General features: G+C 71.3%; 14 protein-coding genes. 2 read left to right on the top strand and 12 right to left on the bottom strand.

Annotated features, from left to right (window positions below; genetic code table 11):
- Positions 1-12: 12 nt before the first annotated feature.
- From ACZ6QQ_RS15250 to ACZ6QQ_RS15230, 5 genes are all read right to left on the bottom strand, one after another.
- On the bottom strand, positions 13-765 hold the full coding sequence (locus ACZ6QQ_RS15250; RefSeq protein WP_465876772.1) for an HAD family hydrolase: 753 nt from the start codon (positions 763-765) through the stop codon (positions 13-15).
- 74 nt (positions 766-839) lie between these two features.
- The gene (locus ACZ6QQ_RS15245) at positions 840-1304 is read right to left on the bottom strand and encodes a DUF4442 domain-containing protein (RefSeq protein WP_465876771.1); all 465 of its coding nucleotides are present in this window, start codon (positions 1302-1304) and stop codon (positions 840-842) included.
- Between the two features lie 125 nt (positions 1305-1429).
- The gene (locus ACZ6QQ_RS15240; protein ID WP_465876770.1) at positions 1430-2380 is read right to left on the bottom strand and encodes a hypothetical protein; all 951 of its coding nucleotides are present in this window, start codon (positions 2378-2380) and stop codon (positions 1430-1432) included.
- Between the two features lie 60 nt (positions 2381-2440).
- The gene (locus tag ACZ6QQ_RS15235) at positions 2441-3757 is read right to left on the bottom strand and encodes an ABC transporter ATP-binding protein (RefSeq protein WP_465876769.1); all 1317 of its coding nucleotides are present in this window, start codon (positions 3755-3757) and stop codon (positions 2441-2443) included.
- Positions 3758-3972: 215 nt separating this feature from the next.
- Entirely contained in the window at positions 3973-5979 is a 2007-nt protein-coding gene (locus tag ACZ6QQ_RS15230; protein ID WP_465876768.1) for a glycosyltransferase family 2 protein, read from the bottom strand.
- Positions 5980-6436: 457 nt separating this feature from the next.
- Between ACZ6QQ_RS15230 and ACZ6QQ_RS15225 the strand changes: the two genes are divergently transcribed.
- Entirely contained in the window at positions 6437-7969 is a 1533-nt protein-coding gene (locus ACZ6QQ_RS15225; protein ID WP_465876767.1) for a glycosyltransferase family 2 protein, read from the top strand.
- Here the strand turns inward: ACZ6QQ_RS15225 and ACZ6QQ_RS15220 are convergent.
- From ACZ6QQ_RS15220 to ACZ6QQ_RS15200, 5 genes are all read right to left on the bottom strand, one after another.
- Positions 7966-10449 carry a glycosyltransferase gene (locus ACZ6QQ_RS15220; protein WP_465876812.1) on the bottom strand — a complete coding sequence of 828 codons (2484 nt, stop codon included), beginning with the start codon at positions 10447-10449 and terminating at the stop codon, positions 7966-7968. The two genes, ACZ6QQ_RS15225 and ACZ6QQ_RS15220, sit on opposite strands and share 4 nt — an antisense overlap.
- 31 nt (positions 10450-10480) lie before the next feature.
- Entirely contained in the window at positions 10481-12670 is a 2190-nt protein-coding gene (locus ACZ6QQ_RS15215; protein ID WP_465876765.1) for a bifunctional glycosyltransferase/CDP-glycerol:glycerophosphate glycerophosphotransferase, read from the bottom strand.
- Positions 12671-12743: 73 nt separating this feature from the next.
- Positions 12744-13490, bottom strand: a complete 747-nt coding sequence (locus ACZ6QQ_RS15210) for an ABC transporter ATP-binding protein (RefSeq protein WP_465876764.1) — start codon at positions 13488-13490, stop codon at positions 12744-12746.
- The gene (locus ACZ6QQ_RS15205) at positions 13490-14302 is read right to left on the bottom strand and encodes an ABC transporter permease (protein WP_465876762.1); all 813 of its coding nucleotides are present in this window, start codon (positions 14300-14302) and stop codon (positions 13490-13492) included. The genes ACZ6QQ_RS15210 and ACZ6QQ_RS15205 overlap by 1 nt, the downstream gene beginning before the upstream one ends.
- A gap of 289 nt (positions 14303-14591) precedes the next feature.
- On the bottom strand, positions 14592-15986 hold the full coding sequence (locus ACZ6QQ_RS15200; protein WP_465876761.1) for an L-serine ammonia-lyase: 1395 nt from the start codon (positions 15984-15986) through the stop codon (positions 14592-14594).
- A gap of 234 nt (positions 15987-16220) precedes the next feature.
- On the opposite strand from ACZ6QQ_RS15200, the gene ACZ6QQ_RS15195 reads away from it, so the two are divergent.
- Positions 16221-16430: a PspC domain-containing protein gene (locus ACZ6QQ_RS15195; protein ID WP_465876760.1), complete on the top strand. Its 210-nt coding sequence runs from the start codon at positions 16221-16223 to the stop codon at positions 16428-16430.
- An 82-nt stretch (positions 16431-16512) separates the two neighbouring features.
- Here ACZ6QQ_RS15195 and ACZ6QQ_RS15190 read toward each other — a convergent pair whose 3' ends face one another.
- Together ACZ6QQ_RS15190 and ACZ6QQ_RS15185 are read right to left on the bottom strand one after the other, a co-directional pair.
- On the bottom strand, positions 16513-18510 hold the full coding sequence (locus ACZ6QQ_RS15190; RefSeq protein WP_465876759.1) for an arabinofuranosyltransferase: 1998 nt from the start codon (positions 18508-18510) through the stop codon (positions 16513-16515).
- 7 nt (positions 18511-18517) lie between these two features.
- Positions 18518-19333, bottom strand: a complete 816-nt coding sequence (locus tag ACZ6QQ_RS15185) for a hypothetical protein (protein ID WP_465876758.1) — start codon at positions 19331-19333, stop codon at positions 18518-18520.
- Positions 19334-19426: the final 93 nt, after the last annotated feature.

The following is a 19426-nucleotide window of genomic DNA, read 5'->3' as shown; positions in this document are numbered from 1 at the left end:
CGGTCAGCAGTGTCATGCCGTCTTCCCGTCGGTCAGCAGTTCGGCCAGGTCGGTGACGACGGTGTCGGCCCCGTGCTCGCGCAGTTCCCTCGACTGCCCGACCCGGTCGACGCCGACCACGAAGCCGAAGCCGCCGGCTCGGCCGGCCTCGACCCCGGCGAGGGCGTCCTCGAAGACGGCGGCCTGCTCGGGCTTGACCCCGAGTTGCTCGGCGGCGGCGAGGAAGGTGTCCGGGTGCGGTTTGCCGCGCAGGCCCCGCTGGGCGGCGACGATCCCGTCGACCCGGGCCTCCAGCAGGTCCCCGAGGCCGGCGGAGGCGACCACGTCCCGGCAGTTGGCGCTGGCCGAGACGACCGCCCGGCGCAGCCCGGCGGCGGTGGCGGCATGCAGGTACGCGACCGATCCGTCGTACACCTGGACGCCGTCGGTGTGGATCCGGCGGAGCAGGATCTCGTTCTTCCGGTTGCCGACGCCGTTGATCGTGTTCGCGTCCGGCGGGTCGTCGGGCGTGCCCTCGGGGAGGTCGATGTCGCGGGAGGCGAGGAAGGTTCGGACTCCGTCGGCGCGGGGTCGGCCGTCGACGTACCGGTTGTAGTCCGGCCCCGGGTCGTACGGCACGAACCGCTGCCCGTGGGCGGTGGCCCACTGGCGCAGGAAGGTGTCGAAGGTCTCGGCCCAGGCGGCGTTGTGGACCCGGGCAGTCTGGGTCAGCACTCCGTCGAGGTCGAAGAGGCACGCGGTCACATGAGCGGGTAGACCCAGCACGTTCTCAACTTATCCGGGTGGACCGGCCGACCAAACGTCTTTGCTCGATGGTGTTCCCCACCCGGTGTGCCGGCTCAGCGGCGGCGCAGGGTCCAGACCACGGTCATCTCGGCGGTCGGCTCGCCGTCCTCGGTGGCGATCTCGACCCGGACCGGGAACTCGGGTCGGGTGCCGGCCTCGAACTCGGCGATCACCTCGGCGGCCGGGCGGCCGAGCCGGGCGGTGGCCCGTACCGGTCCGAGGGCGAGTTTGCGGTAGGCGATGTCGGCGGTGACGGTCAGCGGCACCGCCCGGTCGAGCAGCGCGCCGAAGGCGGTGAGCACCACCGCGCCGGAGGCGGTCTCGCCGAGGGTGAACAGGGCGCCGGCGTGCGGTCCGCCGACGTGGTTGTGGGTGGCGGGCGAGTCCGGCAGCCGGACCGCGACCCGGACGCCGGCGGCGCCGTCGGGGGCGATCTCGACGAACTCGAACCCGAGGGTACGGACGAACGGCACCGCTTCCAGCATGCCGGCCGCGATCTGACGCGAGTCGATGGTCATGGGCCGGAGGCTACTCGTCGGTAACTTGCCTCGGCAAGACCTGCGGTTCGTCTCGGCGACACCAAAACGGCGATCGACCACCCGCCCCCGACCGGGGCAGTTTCACCGGCCGGGGCGGCGAGGTGTCAGAGGCTGGCGATGGTCGCCAGGATCTCGGCGTAGAAATTGCCCTCGATGCTGCGGAAGAACGCGAAGTCCTGTCCGGGGTCGCCGAAGAACGGGCGCAGGGTCCAGGCGAGCTGGGTGCCGACGAACCCGAACAGCAGGATCCAGATGTAGAGCAGCGTCATGCTGGCCGGCCGCTGACCGGTCGGCGCGACCCGGGCGCCGGGCTGTTGCCGGTATCCGGGCGGAAGCTGGTAGAGCGGCTGGGGCTGCATCTGCGGGTGCGGCGCCACCGCCACCGCCACCGGCGCGGCGACCGGGGCGGGCCCGGCGGCGACCGGTACGGGCACCACGACCTGCGGCTTGCCGTCACCGTTCACGGCCACCGTGGCCGGTGCGGGTGCCGCCGCAGCGGTCACCTCGGCGGCGGCCGGCGCCTGCGCCGGCACCTGCTGCGGCGCTGCGGCGGTGAGCAGGCCGTGCTCGTTGAGCACCTGCATGCCGCCGGTCAGGAACTTCAGCCCGACGAAGGCGGAGAGGGTCAGGATCGCCACGTTGAGCAGCTTGAAGAAGCTGTAGTCCGGTGCGGTGATCAGAAAGAAGAGACTGATCGGCGCGAACGCCACCGCCAGCATCGAGGTGACCGTGATCGCGACCATCACCATCGCCACCGCCTGGCGTACCGAGAGCCGGGCGCCGAACACCAGGTTGAACAGGTAGAGCGTCGGCAGGCAGATCGCCAGCGTCACCAGGAACAGCAGCGGCAGCTTCACCGCCGAGGTGAGCGCCATCAGGAAACTGTGGAACGCGCCGAGTACGGCGCCGTAGCAGGCAAGGGCGATGGCCGAGGCGGCCAGCATCTTGCCGGTCAACGCATTCAGGTCCCGTTCCTCGATCACCTGCTGCCAGATGCCGTGCCGATCCCGGAGAATGCGCTCGATCACGAGCAGGCCGGAGCCGTCAGATGCCACGGATGATCCCTTTCGGTGAAAGCGGAACTGAGCGTATTGACGCTAGGTGGTACAAGCGTGTCAGCGCCACCCCACATCGATCCGGTCGCCGCGTTCGTCGAAAAAATGCAGCGCGTCCATGCGTACCGAAATGGCCAGTGGATGTCCGGCCGCGACCGCCGGGTACGGCGCCAACCGGACCGCAAGCTCCGCCGGGCGGCGGTGGTGCCGGCCCGGATCGTTGAGCACGCTGGTCCGCGAACCGGGGCCGATCGTCTCGCGGGCGGCACCGGGCTGCGCCGGCACGGTGGCTCGACCGGTGAGCCGCTGCACGGCGTGGCCGAACCGGCGCAGCCGGCTGCCGCCGGGACTCTGCTCCCGCGTCGGTCCGCCAAGTTCGTCCACGACGATGGCGGTGGCACCGATGTCCAGGAAGGCCAGCGACTCGTGCCCGTGGTGTTCCAGGTAGCGGATCCGGCCCTGGAGCACGTCGCCGGGGGCGTCGGCGGCGACCGGGGTCAGCGCCTCGGCCCGCATTCCGACCACTATCCGTTCGCCGTGGTAGTGCGCCACCGCCCTGGACCGGATGTCGTCCCAGGGCAGGTAGAGCGACTGTTCGCCGAGATTGAGGGTCACGTACCGGTCGAGGTGGACGTAGACCGACGCCTCCAGCAGGTTCATCCTGGGACTGCCGAGGAAGGCCGCGACGTAGAGCGTCGCCGGGCGGCCGTAGACCTGGGTCGGGGTGCCGACGTCCTGGAGCACGCCCTTGCGCATGATCGCGACCCGGTCCGCCATGGTGAGCGCCTCGGCCTGGTCGTGGGTGACGTAGATGGTGCTCACGCCCAGCTCCCGGACCAGGCCGGAGATCTCCGCCCGCAGCTCGGCCCGCAGGCCGCTGTCGAGATTGGAGAGCGGCTCGTCCATCAGGAACAGTCCGGGGCGCCGGACGATCGCGCGTCCCATCGCCACCCGCTGCCGCTGCCCGCCGGAGAGCTGGCTCGGCTTACGGGCGAGTACGTCACCGATGCCGAGCGCGCCGGCAACGTCGCTGACCCGTTCGGCCCTCGGGGTGGGCTCGACTCCGGCGAGCCGGAGCGGGAACGCGATGTTGTCGCCGACCGTCATGTGTGGATAGAGGGCGAAGTCCTGGAAGACCATGGCGATCCGGCGGTCGCGCGGCGGTAGGTCGTTGGCGAGTTCGCCGTCGAGCAGGATCGCGCCACTGCTCGGCTCCTCCAGGCCCGCGACCATCCGCAGCACGGTGGACTTGCCGCAGCCGGAGGGTCCGAGCAGCACCATGAACTCGCCGTCGTTGACGTCGAGATTGACGGTGTCGACCGCGACCGTTCCGTCGGTGAACACCTTGGTCACGTCTTTGAGCGCGACGGTTGTCACCGTCACCTCCCCGCAGCATTGAGCCGGCCCCCGAGATGACTGTGACGAGGATCATCGCCCACGCCCATCGGGTAAACGTTCCATGCTCATACTGTGACGAGACGGTAACTCGCTCGAAAAGGGTTTCTGCTACGGCCGGGCCGGGTCCCACGGGCTCGGTGGAAACGTCGACGCACCCCGCGTCCACCACCACCGGTGGCACCCATCGACCCAGGTCAGCGCCGGTGTACGGCCCACGGCTCGGACTCCGGGTCGACGTTCAACCCGGTCAGCCCGGTCAGGCTCGACTCGGTGCCGAACTCCCGGTGCCGGGGCAGCCCCGACCACTGCATCCCGGAACCGCGCAGGAAATATTCCAGCCCCGGATCCCAGGTGTGGCCGTCCGAGCGCCGCTGGTAGACGTAACCGAGCGGGTGGGTCCGGTAGATCAGGCCACCGGAGCGGCGGACCCGGTCGAGCAGTCCCCGGTCGATCGAGCGCGGCACCGGGCGCCAGCCACCCACCTGCTCCAGGTCACCCCGGCTGATCAGCATCGTGCCCCCGGCGACCACCGGCACGTACTCCTCGGCGAAACCGACGTCCCGCCGGACCGTGGTGTCCAGGGTCTGTAGGTAGACGAACTCGGCACCCTTGCCGACCATCGTCGCGCCGGAGTAGTGCCGGGCCAGCACCAGGTCCCACACGTGTTCCGGCCCGTACGTGTCGTCGTCGTCGAACTTCGTCACCAGGCTGCCCCGGGCGCGGGCGGTGGCGGCACCGATCGCCTCACCGAACCCGTGCTCCGGCGGCAGCGTCATGATCTCGATCGGTCGGGGGCTGCGACCCACCCGTGCGCGCAGTTCCGCCGGCAGTTCGACCCCGTGCAGGCAGAGCACGATCTCCAGGTTCGGATACGTCTGGTTCTCGATGGCGTTGACCACCTCGATCACGTACTCAAGTCGCTTGGTCACCAGCAGCGCGCTCACCGACGGCACCGCCGTCAGGTTCGGGAACGTGCTGGTCGTCAGCCGGGGCAGCGCGAACCCGCTGGCGTGCAGTCGCATCGCCGAGCGGCGCAGCGCAACGGTGCGTACCTCCCACTCCAGGTCGTCGCCGCGGGCCGGCAGGTCGGCGCGGAGCGCGTCGCGGACCTCGTCGGCCAGGTGCGCCCCGACCGCGTCCGGCAGCCCCGGTACGTGCACCAGCAGGCCGGTCAGGATCAGCTGCACCAGGAAGGCCGCCTCGGCGACCGGATGGCGACCCGGAACCTCGGCACAGTGCACCACCCCGGTCTTGACCAGGGCGGCGAGCGCCTCCTCGCCGAACCAGGGCCGGTCGATCCGGCCCGCGCAGAGCTGACCCGCCGGGCCGGTGATCCGGTAACCCCAGCCGTCCTCGGCCTCCGTGAAGGTCAACTCGGCCCGATCGGCCGAGCGCCCGAACGGGCCGTAGCGGCGGCGTACCACCGAGTGTTCGAGATCGACCAGGACGGTCGCCGGCCGACCGGCGGCACCGGCGCCGTACGAGCCGGCGGCCAGCGTCGTCGCGTAGAGGTCGGCCGGGGTCGGGGCGGCCACCACGGACTCGACCTCGGCGAGACTGGTCTCGGTGGCGGCCGGCTGCTCCAGCGCCCGTGGCTCGCCACTGGCGTTGAGCACCACGTCGTGCGCCCGGATGTCGTTGTTCTCCGGCAGCGCGCCGGAAACCGGCATCACGTTCTGTCCCCCGCCGAGCCAGGCCGGCAGGACGTCCTGCGCGGTCACGTCGGCGCTTGCCGGAGCCGGCAGCGGGCGGACCGGGGTCAGCAACGGAAAGACAGCGGCGAGCACGGAGCGTAGTGGGGTCGGCCAGCGCACCTCGACCTCGACCATCGCCCGGCCCTCGCTGGCGCGGGGGAACCGGGTCCGGTGCGCGCGTACGTGCCGCAGCGCGCCGAGCCGGCCGGACCAGCCGCTCTCCGGGACCCGCCAGGAGTCGACCACGAGGATCACCCGACGCACCTGGACCAGCGAGAAGGGATGGTCGAGCAGTTTGCGGAGCCAGTCGACCGACTGGGCGGCGATCACCAGCCGGCTCACCTGGTCGCCGGGGCGGGGCCCCGACCGGTTGCCCGGTCTGCCGGGAACCTGGGTCAGCCCGGAGCCCACCATCACGGCCGGCCACCGGCGGCGGCGCAGACCCCGCCGGTCACCCACCACCACCCGCCAGCGGGTGTACATCTCCGGCGTGTCCTCGCTCGACAAACCCAGGTCCCTCTCTGCGTCTGGTGGCGGCCGAGGGCGGGCTCGCCGCCGACCGCTGTGACGCCGGACAGACGCCGCCACAGCCGTACTGACAACCCCGAAGATTCCACGATAGCCCGTCGGGGGCGTGCGCGCCGGTTGGCCCCGATGACCGGAAGCGAGCCGCCACAGCAGCTCACCGGGCCGGTACGGGCTGCTCCGGGACGGTTACGGTCGGCTTCACGGCCGAGCCTGCGGATCGCCACGCGCGCCCGCCCGGACGCAGCCGAACCGGGGCACGGGCGGCCCCGACCGGCGAGCGCGCCCGGCACGGCGGTTGCCCATCGTTAGACTGTGGCTCGTGTCGAGCCGGAATAGCGTCCCGTCGGATGCGCACCAGCATCAGGTCAGGTTGGTCCGTAACGATTGGAGCCCGCTCAAGCCAGGCAAAATTGGCGAATGGCAGCCGACGAGGTCGGTGTCGGTTGTTATCCCCGCGTACAACTGCCAGGAGACGCTGGACCTCACCCTGGCCTCGCTGAGCCACCAGACGTACCCGGAGCACCTGCTCGAAGTGGTGGTGGCCGACGACGGCAGCGAACCGCCGCTCGAACTGCCGAAGATCCGCCCGGCCAACTGCCGGATCGTCCGGGTCCCGGACCACTCGACCGGCTGGGGCCGGTCCAACGCCCTGCACGTCGGCGCGATGAACAGCGGCGGCGACATCCTGCACTGGCTCGACGCCGACATGGTCGTCTTCCCGGAGCACGTCGAAGCCCAGGTCCGCTGGCACCACGTCTCCGAAGAGGCCGTCACCCTCGGTTACAAGCGCTTCGTGGCGGGCAACTTCCCGACCCCGGAGCAGGTCTCCGAGCGGAGCGCGGCGGGCACGATCGACAAGCTCTACCGGACGCAGGACACCGAGCCGCACGACTACGTCGAGAAGCTGATCGACGACACCGACCAGCTCCGGGGCGGCGACCACCTCAACTTCCGGGCCCACGTCGGCGCCACCGCCGCGCTCACCCGCACCCTCTACCTCGCCGCCGGTGGGCTCAACACCGAACTGCGGCTCGGTGAGGACACCGAGTTCGGCTACCGGCTGCACCAGCTCGGCGCCGTCTTCATCCCCGAGCCGGGCGCCGGAAGCTGGCACATGGGTGCCACCCACATGCAGACCAGGGGCGAGGCGCTGCGCCGCTACAACCACCCGTACCTGGCCGACCTGATGCCGTTGCCGCGCTACCTGCGACCGGCCCCGAACCGGTCCTTCGCGGTTCCGCTGATCACCGCCGTGGTGCCGGCCGAGGGATCGTTCGAGCTGGTCCGCGCCTGCGTCGACCGGCTGCTCGCCGGGGACCAGACCGACCTGCGGGTCAAGCTGGTGGCGGACTGGGACGCGATCGACGACAACCGGCGGTCCGTACTCGCCGACCCACTGCTCGACCGGCGGCTGCTCGCGGTCACCTACCGCTCGGAGCCCCGGGTCGAACTGGTACGCCAGGCCCCGGACACCGTGTTCCCGTCCCCGTTCCTGCTGAACGTCCCGCCGCACCTGGGCGTGGACGTCAACACCGTACGCCGGATGGTGTCGGAGGCCGACGAGTGGCAGGCCGGGCTGGTCCGGCTGCTGCCCTCCGGGGCGACCTCCCCGGCGGAGGCACTGGCGCTGTGGCGCACCTCCGCACTGAGCCGGGCCGAGCGCGTACGCCGACCCGGCGAGCAGCTCGACAAGGTGGTGGCCGAGGTGGCCGGCGAACGCTGGGTCAGCGGTGACGAGTTCGGGGTGGTCAACCTCGGCCTGCTCTCCCCGGCCGGGCTGGTCCCGCCCCGACCCCGCCTGGTGCACCCGGCCGGCAAGCGCGCCCGCCGCCAGTACGGCGACGCCGAGACCGTCGCCGTCGGCGGAGTACGGTCGCTGGCCAGCGCCACCCGGTTCGTCGCCCGGCAGGCCGCGATGGGTGTCGCCCGCAAGGTCAAGCGTCGGGTCAGCCGCCCGACGACGGGCTAGCCCAGCGGGCTCAGCCGGATCGTTTCCCGGTCCCGGTCCGGCAGCAGTTGCAGCCGCCGCCCGGCCACGGTGACATCGCGGGGCAGTGACCGCCGGCCGGCGACGTCGAAGGGCAGGTCGACCGGGGGCGCGTCGGCGCCGACCCGGTAGAGCAGGAGCCACTCGCCGTCCGGCAGCCCGGTCACCGAGGCGACCGGGATCCGTACCCGCCAGCCGGCGGGCAGCTCGGCCGGCGGTTCGAGGTCCGGCGCTGGCACCTCGGCCGGCGGTTCGAGATGCGGTGCGGGCACCTCGGCCGGCAGTTCGAGGTCCGGCGCGGGCAGCTCGGCCGGGTTCGCACCGGACCGCTTGCGCAGCACGATCCGCAGGTCGCCCCGGTCGGGCTGGTTGTCGGGCAGTTCCCCGCAGAGGGCGAGCAGGCCGTCGGCCAGCTCGGTGGCGTACACCACCGGGCCGGGCGGGAGCACCCGCAGCGACAACACCTCGTCGTCGGTCGGGCGGACGAGCAGTTCCAGCCCGTCGACGGTCTGCCGGGCACCGGTGAAGCCGGCGGCGACCGGCAACTCCTCCGCCTCGCCGGCCGGGTCGGCGAAGCTCACCCGCCAACCGGTGCCCGCCTCGCCGACCACGGGTGCCCGGTCCGCCGGCCCGGCGCCGGCCACCAGCTCCGCCACCGGAATCCGGGCGACCCAGCCCACCCCGGCCGGCTGCGCCGCTCCCCCGCTGACCGGCGATTCCACCGCCCTGCCGCCGACCGGCTCACCGTCGACCGGCTCCACCTCTCCGCCGTTGACCGCCTCGGCCGCTTCGGCCGGGTCGACCGGGTCGACCGGGTAGGAGCGCCAGAGCACGCCGGCGGTGCGGGCCAGTCGGAGCGTCGCCGATGCCGGGCGGGTCAGCGCCCGGCCCACGACCAGCAGATCGGGGCCGTCGATCCGGGTGCCGGTCACCCACGCTCGGGGCAGTTCCACCCGCAGCCGCAACCCGGCCCGGTGCGGATGAGGTACCACCCGTACCCCGTCGGTCACCCAACGGGCCGGCAGCGCCGAGCGGGCGTCACCGAGACCGAGCGTGCGCCGCTGCGCACCGCCGGAATTGACCAACGCCACGTTGAACACCCAGACGCCCGGCTGCCAGCCGTCCCGGCCGCCCAACCGGCGCGGGTCGACCAGCGCGGAGAACCCGGACCAGCCGTACGGCACCGAGGCGGGCGCCTGCGCCACCCGACGGGGCCGGCTCGGCAGCAGCCGGATGCGCCGCCGCCCGGTGGCCTCACGCAGCCAGAACACCCGAGCCGAGGCCCACGGATGGGCCGCCCCACGGGTCACGTCGTACGCCAGGCCGCGTACGTGCAGCCGGCCGTCGACCCAGCGTGCCTCGTGCACCTCGGTCCGCACCCCCGGCCCGAGCCGGAACAGTCGCCGGGGTACGGCCGGGTGACCGGCGTCGAGCAGCGGCAACCGAAGGTAGCGCCGGCCGCCCCGGCGGACCACCGGCGGGGTGGCGTCGAGCCGGCTGGCCGCCACCACCTCGACCAGTTCCGGCAGGGCCCGCGCGCGGGCCAGGTGCCAGGCCACCCGCAGCCGGGTGACGAGTCGGTCGAGCACCCGCTCGTCGACCCGGCTCAGGTAGTCGGCGGCCAGGTCGCGGAACCGCTCCCGGTACGCCTGGTCGACGTCCGGCAGCAGGTCCAGGAAGATCCGCAGGTCGTTGACGAGCGTGGTTTCGTCGTACCAGTCCTTGAGCTGGCGGTCGAGCGCGGCGAGCGACCGGCTGGCGCTGTCGACGGCGGCGAACCGGTCGACGAGGTTGCGCGGCTCGTGCTGCCGCTGGGTGATCGACAACTCGGCGCCCGGCTCACGTTGGCGCCAGTAGTAGACCGGCAGGTCGAGCACGTCGACCGAGCCGGCCAACGCGTACGCGGGCACCGTCACCGGGATGTCCTCGTAGCGGACCCCCTCCGGGAACCGCAGCCCGTGCTCCTCCCAGAACGATCGCCGGAAGAGCTTGTTGCAGGCCAGCCGGTCGTAGACCAGGTTCCGCCGAGCCCTCAGGCTGGTCCGCAGGGCGGTGACCCGGTGGGTGCCCCGGTGCAACGGCGACTGCCGCAGCCCGCCCGAGGTGAGCAGGGCGACGTTGCCGGAGGCGAAGTCGGAGCCGGTCTGCGCAAGCGCCCCCACCAGCACCTCCAGCGCGTACGGCGGCAGCAGGTCGTCGCTGTCGACGAAGCTCAGGTACTCCCCGACGGCGGCCCCGATCCCGGTGTTCCGGGCGGCGCCGAGTCCCCGGTTGGGCTGCCGGATCAGCCGGAACCGGTGATCGGTGCGGGCGTACCGCTGCGCGATCTCGCCGCTGTCGTCGGTGGACCCGTCGTCGACCAGCACCACGTCCAACTCCGGGTACGTCTGCCCGGCGATCGAGTCGAGGCACTCGACCAGGTAGTCGCGGACGTTGTGGATCGGCACCACGACGGTGATCACAGCACCCAACCCGGCCTCCCTGGCACCCGTGTCAGCCGGGTTCGCCGAGCAGTGTCCGGCGCACCACCCGTTCGGCGGCCCGGCCGTCGTCCAGGGCGCAGAACCGGGCCCGGAACCGGGCTCGGGCCCTCGCCGCCGCGTCGTTGTCGACGGCGCCGGCGCGGAACAGGTCCAGCAGGTCCGGGAAGGTCATGGCGACCGCCCCCGGTGGTTCGGCGACGATGTCGAGGTAGACCCCACGGGCCAGCCGGTACGCGTCCCAGTCCGGGGCGTAGATCACGATCGGCCGGTCCAGCGTGCCGTAGTCGAACATCGCCGACGAGTAGTCCGTGACCAGCACGTCGGCGGCGAGGTAGAGGTCCTCGACCGACGGGTGCTCGCTGACGTCCCGGACCCGACCGGCGGCGCCGACCTCGGCGGCGACCTCCCGGTCGTGGAAGTAGTGGCTGCGCATCAGCAACCGGCCCCGGGGGCCGAGCGCCTCGACGAACTCGGCCGGGTCGAACAGCGGCCGGTAGCCGGGCAGGTGTTCCCGGTGGGTGGGGGCGTAGAGCACCACCCGGTCATCGGATGCGAAACCGAGGTCGGCCCGGATCCGCGCGACCTCCTCGGCGGTCGCGTTGACCAGCCGGTCGTTGCGCGGGTAACCGGTGTTCAGCGCGACGTAGTTCGCCGGGTAGGCCCGGTGCCACATCTGGGTGGAGAAGGTGTTCGAGCTGATACTGAAGTCCCACCGGTCGATCCGGCGCAGCAGCCGGGCGAACCGCATCCCGACCGCCCCGGCCGGGTATCGCTGCTGGTCCAGGCCCATCACCTTGACCGGGGTGCCGTGATGGGTCTGGACGTGCACCGAACCGGGCCGCTTGACCACGTAGTCGGGAAAGTTGACGTTGTTGACCAGCCATCGCGCCCGCGCCAGCGCCCGGTAGTAGGCGGGGGTGCCGGCGACGACGTACTCGACGCCGGGCGGCAGGCTCGCCACCCGGTCGCGGCGGACCACGAAGACGCCCCGGATGTGCGGGGCCAACTCGCGGGCCTTGGCGTGGATCGCCGCCGGGTTGCAGGCGTAGCTGCGGTACCAGTAGGCGGCGTACAGGGCCAGCGACCGGTCCATCGGCAGCCGCAACTGGGCCCGGTAGTAGCCGCGCAGGACGGCGTCGCGCCCGAGTCGGGCGGACCGCCGGGCCGGGGGCGTCACCGTCCGCCGGGCCGCCCCGACGCCGTCGCGCAACCGGCCCCGGACCAGGTACGCGGTACGCAGGGCGCTGAACGTACGCCAGTTGCCCCGGGCCACCAGCCGGTGCTTGAGCCCTTCGGCACCCGCCGGCACGGGGTAACCGCCCGGCGGCAGCCATCGCCGGTAGTCGGCGACCATCCGGGCGAAGAACGCCGGCCGCAGCCCCGGAGCGAGCCGGTCGGAGTTGCCGAGGATGGTCAGGTAGTGCCAGATCATCCGCTGGAAGAGCAGCGGACGCAGGTCGTCGACCCGGGCTCCCCACTCGTCCATCAGCTCGAACACCCGACGCCAGTGCGCGAAGACCTCGAAGTGCCGGTCCCCCCGGGTGCGGGTGATGGCGCCGGACCGGCGCTGCCGGTAGTTGACGCAGACCAGGTCGAGTACGCCGATCCGCTCCGCCGCCACCATCAGCGGGTACGTGAACGACACGTCCTCGTACCAGCCCGGACCGAACCGGAGCCCGAGGTCGACCAGGAAGTCCCGCCGGACCAGCCTGTTCCAGGCGGTGTGCAGCAGTTGGATCAGTTCCGGTCGCTGCCGCAGGTTGACCGTGGTCGCGCCGGGCAGGTCCGGGAACAGCTCCGGCATCGCGCTGCCCAGCACCGAGTTGTCCCAGTACACCCGGACGTGGTCGACGATCAGCAGTTCCGGGGAGGTTTTCCGCAGTTGCCGGGCCACGGTCGGCAGGCAGTCGGGGACGAGCCAGTCGTCGCTGTCGACGAACCAGACGTACTCGCCCCGGGCCCGGTCGAGGCCGATGTTGCGCGCCTCGCCCAGGCCCACGTTCTCCGGCAGCGACACCACGGTCAGCCGGGGGTCGCGGGCGGCGTACTCGGCGAAGATCTCGCCACTGCTGTCCGGGGAGTGGTCGTCGACCCCGATCACCTCGATGTCGCGCAACGGCTGACCGAGGATCGAGTCGAGGCATTCCCGCAGGTAGCCCTCGACCCGATAGGCCGGCACGACAAAGGTGATCAGGGTCATCGGCTCCAGCCAACCACCCCGGGCACGGATCCGACCGGTGTATCGGGCCAACTGCCCGCGACGACCGCCAGGGTCAGGTACGGACCACGTTGTTGTAGGCGTCGAGCGCTTCCCGGACGGTGCCGTCGATCTCCAACTGCCCCGCGTTGAAGTAGAGCCCACGGGTGCAGAACCGGGTGAGGTCGTTCTCGTTGTGCGAGACCAGCACCAGCGAGCGCCCCTCACCGAGCATCCGCTCGATGGTGGAGTAGCACTTCTTCCGGAACTCGGTGTCGCCGACCGCCATCACCTCGTCCATCAGCAGGATCGGGTGCTGGAGGTGGGAGATCACCGAGAAGCCCAGTCGGACCTTCATACCGGACGAGTAGTGCCGTACCGGGGTGTCGATCGCCTTTTCCACCTGGTCACCGGCGAACGACACGATGTCGTCGAACCGGGTCTTCAGGTACTGCGAGCTGAGCCCGTGCAGGGAGCCGACCAGGTGCACGTTCTCCCGGCCGGTGAGGTCGTTGGAGAAGCCGGCGGAGAGCTCCAGCAGCGGGGCCACCTCACCGCGTACGGTGATCGTGCCCTCGTCCTGGATCAGCACCCCGGCGATCAGCCGGAGCAGGGTGCTCTTGCCAGTGCCGTTGCGGCCGATGACGCCGACCGCGTCGCCCGGCTGGACCTCGAACGTCACGTTGCGCAGCGGCCAGAACTCGTCCGCCTTCGGCTGGCGCCCACCCCGGTGGATGAACATCTCCCGCAGGCGCAGCTGCCGCCGCCGGTTACGGACGAACTGGATGCCGAGGTTGTGCGCCTCGATGATCGGCTTGCTCACTACAGCTCCTTGAGCACGGCGGGCTCGAGCCGGCGGAAGACCCACCAGCCGCCGAAGAACAGCACCAGACTGCCGACCACCGAGACGGTGAGCAGGCTGGCGTCGGGGAATTCCGACGGGTACCAGATGGCGCGGAACAGCTCGAAGATGCCGACCAGCGGGTTCAACTCGTAGACGATCTTCACCCAGTCCGGCATGCCGGAGTCCTGGACGAGCTGCAACGGGTAGATGATCGGGGTGCCGTAGAAGAGCAGCCGGGTGAAGAGCTTCATCAGCCGGTCCACGTCCCGCAGCAGCACGTTCAGCGACGACAGCAGCAGCGCCACGCCGGTGAGCAGGATGGTCATCAGCAGCACCGCCAGCGGCAGTGCGATGAGTTCCCAGCCGAAGTGCAGCTCGCCGAAGTAGGCGGCGAGCACGACCAGCACGGGCAGGCCGGCGACGTACTCGGCGAACCGGCCGATCACCCGGCCGATCGGGAAGACCTCGCGGGGCACCTTCATCGTGGTGATCAGCCGGGCCTGGCCGGTGAGCGCGCTGGTGGCCTCACCGATCGCGGAGTTCGTCCACATCCAGGCGAAGATTCCGGTCACCAGGAACAGCGGGTACGAGTCCTTCGCCGGGCCGGCGTGGTTGCTGGTGTTGTAGAGGACACCGAAGACGAACCAGTAGATGCCGCCCATGGCGAGCGGTTCGAGCAGCGACCAGAAGTAGCCCAGGAACGACTGCTGGTACTTGACCGCCAGATCCCGGCGGACCAGTAACCGCAGCGCGTTGCGATGGCCCCACATACTCGCGACGCTCGTTGTCATGGCCGCCTTCCCGAACCGAGGAATGATCGAGGGCGGCTGCGCCGGAGCGATCCACCGACGCGTCCGGTACGAATCACGTGTCGACCTCTCCCGGTCACCGTCCGCGACCGCCCTAACAGCTATTGTGCTCCCGCGTCTCGTGCCGGAATCTCGGACACGGCATCCGGAGCGCGGCTGCGGGCCCCGCCTGGGCGGGCCGCTGACGCGCCATAGGTTAGCAGTCGGTCAGCACGCTCGGTAGGCGGTGCCGGGCCCGCCCGAGCGCTCCGGAACGTCGATCCATCAACCCTCAGCACTCGATGACATTGACCGCCAGACCACCCCTCGCGGTCTCCTTGTACTTCACCTTCATGTCCGCCCCGGTCTCCCGCATCGTCTTGATCACCTTGTCCAGGGAGACCGTGTGGACGCCGTCCCCGCGCAGCGCCAACCGGGCGGCGGTGATCGCCTTGATGCTCGCCACCGCGTTCCGCTCGATGCACGGAATCTGCACCAGGCCGCCGACCGGGTCGCAGGTCAACCCCAGGTTGTGCTCCATGCCGATCTCGGCCGCGTTCTCCACCTGGGCCGGGGTGCCGCCGAGCGCCTCCGCCAGCCCCGCCGCCGCCATCGAGCAGGCCGAGCCGACCTCACCCTGGCAACCGACCTCGGCCCCGGAGATCGAGGCGTTCTCCTTGAACAGCACCCCGATCGCCGCCGCTGCCAACAGGAAGCGGACCACGCCGTCCGGGGAGGCGGTGGCGACGAACCGGGTGTAGTAGTGCAGCACCGCCGGGATGATGCCGGCCGCCCCGTTGGTCGGCGCGGTGACCACCCGGCCACCGGAGGCGTTCTCCTCGTTGACCGCGAGCGCGAACAGGGTGACCCAGTCCATCACCCGCAGCGGGTCCTCCGAGCCGCCGGTGCCCGCCCAGCCGGTCCCGCGTTCGGTCGCCAGGGACCGCCGCAGCTCCGCCGCCCGTCGGCGTACCTTGAGGCCGCCCGGCAGCACCCCGTCCCGGTGGCTGCCGCGCTCGACGCACTCCTGCATCACCCGCCAGATCTCCAGCAGACCGGTACGGATCTCGTCGGCACCGCGCCGGGCCCGCTCGTTGGCGAACATCACCCCGCTGATCGACAGCCCGGTCTCCTCGGTCACCTTCAGTAGTTCCGCCCCGGTGCTGAACGGGTACGGCACCCGTGTCGGGTCCGGCTTGATCCGGTCGGCGCCGGCCGCCGCCTCGTCGACCACGAACCCGCCGCCGACGGAGTAGTACGTCCGGTCCCGTACCGGCTCACCGGTTTCGTCGTACGCGGTGAAGGTCATCCCGTTCGGGTGGTACGGCAACGCCCGGCGGCGGTGCAGCACCAGGTCCCGGGCCGGGTCGAAGTCGATGGTGTGGGCACCGAGTACGGCCAGCCGCCCGGTGGAACGGATCTCGGCCACGGTCGCGTCTACCCGGTCCGGGTCGACGGTCTCGGGGGCCTCGCCGGCCAGCCCGAGCAGGACCGCCCGGTCGCTGCCGTGGCCGTGCCCGGTGGCGCCGAGCGAGCCGAAGAGTTCGGCGTGGATCCTGGCCGTGCCGGCGAGCAGGCCGTCGGCCTTGAGTCCGGCGGCGAACGTACGCGCCGCGCGCATCGGCCCCACCGTGTGTGAGCTGGACGGCCCGATCCCCACCGTGAACAGATCGAAGACGCTGATCATCGATCCTCCTCCCGCTGCTCGCACCGCCGCTCGGCTCCGTTGCCGTCGGTCCGGCCAGCACCGAGCGGCGAGCCTACCCGCCGTCTCCGGCATGCGTCCGGGGCGGCCATCCGGGGTAAGCACCTACGGGTACGGATGCGCCGAATCGCCCTCAGTGAGGAGGTCGTCGGTGGATGTCGGTTCGTACGGTGGATAAAGACGCGGCGGACCGCCGCAGAGTTGGAGACGACGACCATGAGTCGCAAACTGGTACGACCCCGGGACGGCCGGATGATCGCCGGAGTCTGCGCAGGGCTGGCCCGCCGCTTCGGCCTCTCCACCGGCCTGGTCAGGCTTCTCTTCGTGCTCTCCCTGATCCTGCCCGGTACGCAGGTGCTCGTGTACCTGGTGCTCTGGATCATCATGCCGAACGAGAACCGCCAGCAGGCGTACGTCGCCCACTAGAACATGTGTCGGGGCCGCACCCGGCTGGGTGCGCCCCCGATAGTGGTTCTGCCGTCGTCGTGCGGCGGTACGCCCGCGCCGGTCAGCGCCGGACGGCGACCACGACGTCCTGTGGCAGGTCGTCGATCACGGTCCAGTACTGGGACGAGAACTGCTCCGGGGAGAAGTGCTGCCCCCGCCAGACCCAGCCGTCCGGCTGTTCGCCGAGCACGAAGACCTGGATCGGCCCGAACCCGCCGACGTCCGCGGCCTTGGCGGCGAACGCCGCCGGGTCCTTGGTCGCGGCCAACTTCTGCACCTCGGCGTACCGGTCGTCCCAGCGGGACAGGGTGCTGCCGGCGGTGCGGTCGTTGTCGATGAAGCCGGGCCAGGGCAGGTACGAGAAGACCCGGTCGTCGATGGCGATGGTGATCGGCTGGGCCTTCGGCCCGAGCACCCCTTCGACCGCCTGCTCCACCTGGGTGATCGGGAAGCCGGGGCGGCGGTCCTCCTTCGGGGCGTAGACCGGGTAGCCGCCGCCGGGCAGCGGTTCGCTGTGCGCCATGATCGCGTACTTGCTGCCGGTCTCCGGCATCCACGCGTTGGTGAAGCCGGTCGCGGTCCAGGCGAGGACGACCGCCAGCAGGGCCGCACCGGCCAGCCGGGGCGGGGTGAGCCGCAGCCGGCGCAGCACGATCGGGGTGAGGTGGGCCAGCACCAGGATCCCGGCGATGGTGAACAGCACCCCGTAGAGCCGGGCGGTGTAGTGCAGGAACCCGGTGTGCTGGGTGAGCACGTACCGGATCATCGACAGGAGCCGGTAGCCGTACGCGGAGATGATCAGCAGCAGCAGCGGGCGGGCCCACCAGACCGAGCGCCACAACCAGACCAGACCGACCAGCCCGACGAGGCTCAGCAGGCCGAGCGGGTTGAAGTCGAGGAACGGGAAGAGGCCGGAGTTCAGCGAGCTGGAGACGTACAGGTCGGAGATCGACTGGCCGCCCTTGGTCAGGCTGTCCCAGCCGAACGGCACGATGTACCAGGACGCCACCACGAACGAGACCAGCACGATCAGACCCAGCCGGCGCAGGTACGCCCACCGGTCCGGCTCGGTCCGCCAGGCGATCACGATCAGGGCGATCAGGCCGATCGCCCCGTACACCATCCAGGCCTGGTAGGTGATCACGATGAAGCCGCCGAGGATGCCGGCCGGCAGCCAGTGCATCCGGCGCCGGGCCGGGCGGGCGAAGACCTCCAACGCCCACGGTACGAAGATCGCCAGCGTCAGTACCTCGAACGCCTTGCGCGGGTCCGACCAGGTGACCAACGTCAGGGCGGAGATCGCCAGGGCGATCCACGGTCCGACCAGCCGACGCCACATGACGAACGCGGCCAGCACCGCGAGGGAGCTGAAGAGCACCTCGGCGTCGGCGAGCAGCCGCCAGGCCGGCTCGTCGAGCACGACCGACGCCCGGCCGACCAGCCAGGCGTAGAAGGGTGGGTATTCCGACGGCAGCCCGTGGACCAGGGTGTCGCTGGAGGCGATGGTGGTGGTGTAGCGGGTCGCCGACGCCGACATCCGGCCCATGTCGCCGACCAGGCCGGCGAAGCCGAACGGGGTGCCGTTGAGCGCCGACCGCAGCATCAGCACGGTCCACGCCGCGCCCAGGCCGGCGGCCAGTCCGGCCGCCACGTCGCCGGACCAGCGTCGGGCCAGCAGGAACACCGCGATGATCAGGATGAAGGCACCGGCGAGCGGGATCGTGGACGCGCCCGCCGAGAACGGGTCCCGGTCGATCAGCCGGGGGATTCCGATCGCGACCGGGGTCGCGACGAGCCAGCTGAGTACGGCGACCGTGCCGCCGTTGGCCAACCACCCCGGCAACCGGCTGGCCGGCCCCGGCGTGGTCTCGCCGGTGCCGGTGCCGGTGGTGTTGGTGGTGTTGGTGGTGTCAGTGGTGTTGGTGGAGGCGACCGTGGCCGGCGTCGTGGACTCGGCCGCGTCGCGTTCTTCGGTGGGCACGTTCGCCTCGTCGGACTCGTTCGGCCGGACCGGGCCGGTCGGTTTCGCCGACCCGTCGGGCGTGGTCTGGAGGGTCATCGCGTACTCAGCCGCGGGCCGAGGCGAGGTCGCTGTCGCTGCGCGTGTCGTCGACCGTCGTCGCGGCGACCGGCGTGGTCGGGCCGACCCGGCGCAGGTTGAGCAGGCTGGCGAACAGCCCGGAGAAGAGCACCGTCACACCCAGCCCGATCACCGTGGACGAGGGGAGCACCACCCGCAGGGTCTCGGCGAGGTTCTGCGGGCCGAAGCCGCTGGCGCCCCAGGCGGTGACCGCGAGAATCGACCCGGCCAGGCCGAGCAGGATCAGGAACAGCCCGGCGGCGGTGCAGGTCTCGAACCGTACCCATTTGCCCCACCAGTCGACCTGGCGTTGGTTGGTGATCCCCTCGGTGTGGCCGTAGAGCAGCGCGAAGACGCCGAAGAGGAGAAGCTGCGCACCGGTCAGGACGGCCAGGCAGGTGTAGACCATGGTGCTGATGTCGAAGCCGACCCCGGCCACCTGCAACGGCCCGAAGGAGAGCGTCGCGGTGCCGAGCAGGCCGAGCACGAAGAGAACCAGCCCCGGCCAGATCAGGGTCTTGCGCGGCGCGAAGACGAGCAGGAAGCGCAGGTGCCGCCACCCGTCCCGCCAGGTACGCAGGTGCGGCGGACGGCTGCGGCCGTCCTTCTGGAGGGTGGTCGGCACCTCGACGATGTCGTAGTTGTTCAGTGCGGCCCGGACCACGAGTTCGGAGGCGAACTCCATGCCGGGCATGCAGAGGTGAAGGTCCCGGACCCGGTCCCGGTTGAAGCCCCGGATGCCGCAGTGGAAGTCGCCGACGTTGCGCAGCCCGAACAGCCGGCGCCCCAGCCAGGAGAGCACCGGGTTGCCGAGGTAGCGGTGCAGGGGGGGGGGGGGGGGGGGGGGGGGGGGGGCGAGGGGGGAGGGGGGGATGGGCGGGGAGGGGGGGGGGGC

This window comes from Micromonospora sp. NPDC049529 (genome assembly GCF_055586685.1).
Note: the sequence above shows the minus strand (reverse complement) of the source record. Positions and strands in the feature narration are given on the sequence as shown.

Coding starts and splice junctions, on each gene's coding strand:
- ACZ6QQ_RS15245 (WP_465876771.1), bottom strand. CDS start 1,304: ATGACCATCGACTCGCGTCAGATCGCGGCCGGCATGCTGGAAGCGGTG.
- ACZ6QQ_RS15215 (WP_465876765.1), bottom strand. CDS start 12,670: ATGACCCTGATCACCTTTGTCGTGCCGGCCTATCGGGTCGAGGGCTAC.
- ACZ6QQ_RS15205 (WP_465876762.1), bottom strand. CDS start 14,302: ATGACAACGAGCGTCGCGAGTATGTGGGGCCATCGCAACGCGCTGCGG.
- ACZ6QQ_RS15200 (WP_465876761.1), bottom strand. CDS start 15,986: ATGATCAGCGTCTTCGATCTGTTCACGGTGGGGATCGGGCCGTCCAGC.
- ACZ6QQ_RS15195 (WP_465876760.1), top strand. CDS start 16,221: ATGAGTCGCAAACTGGTACGACCCCGGGACGGCCGGATGATCGCCGGA.
- ACZ6QQ_RS15190 (WP_465876759.1), bottom strand. CDS start 18,510: ATGACCCTCCAGACCACGCCCGACGGGTCGGCGAAACCGACCGGCCCG.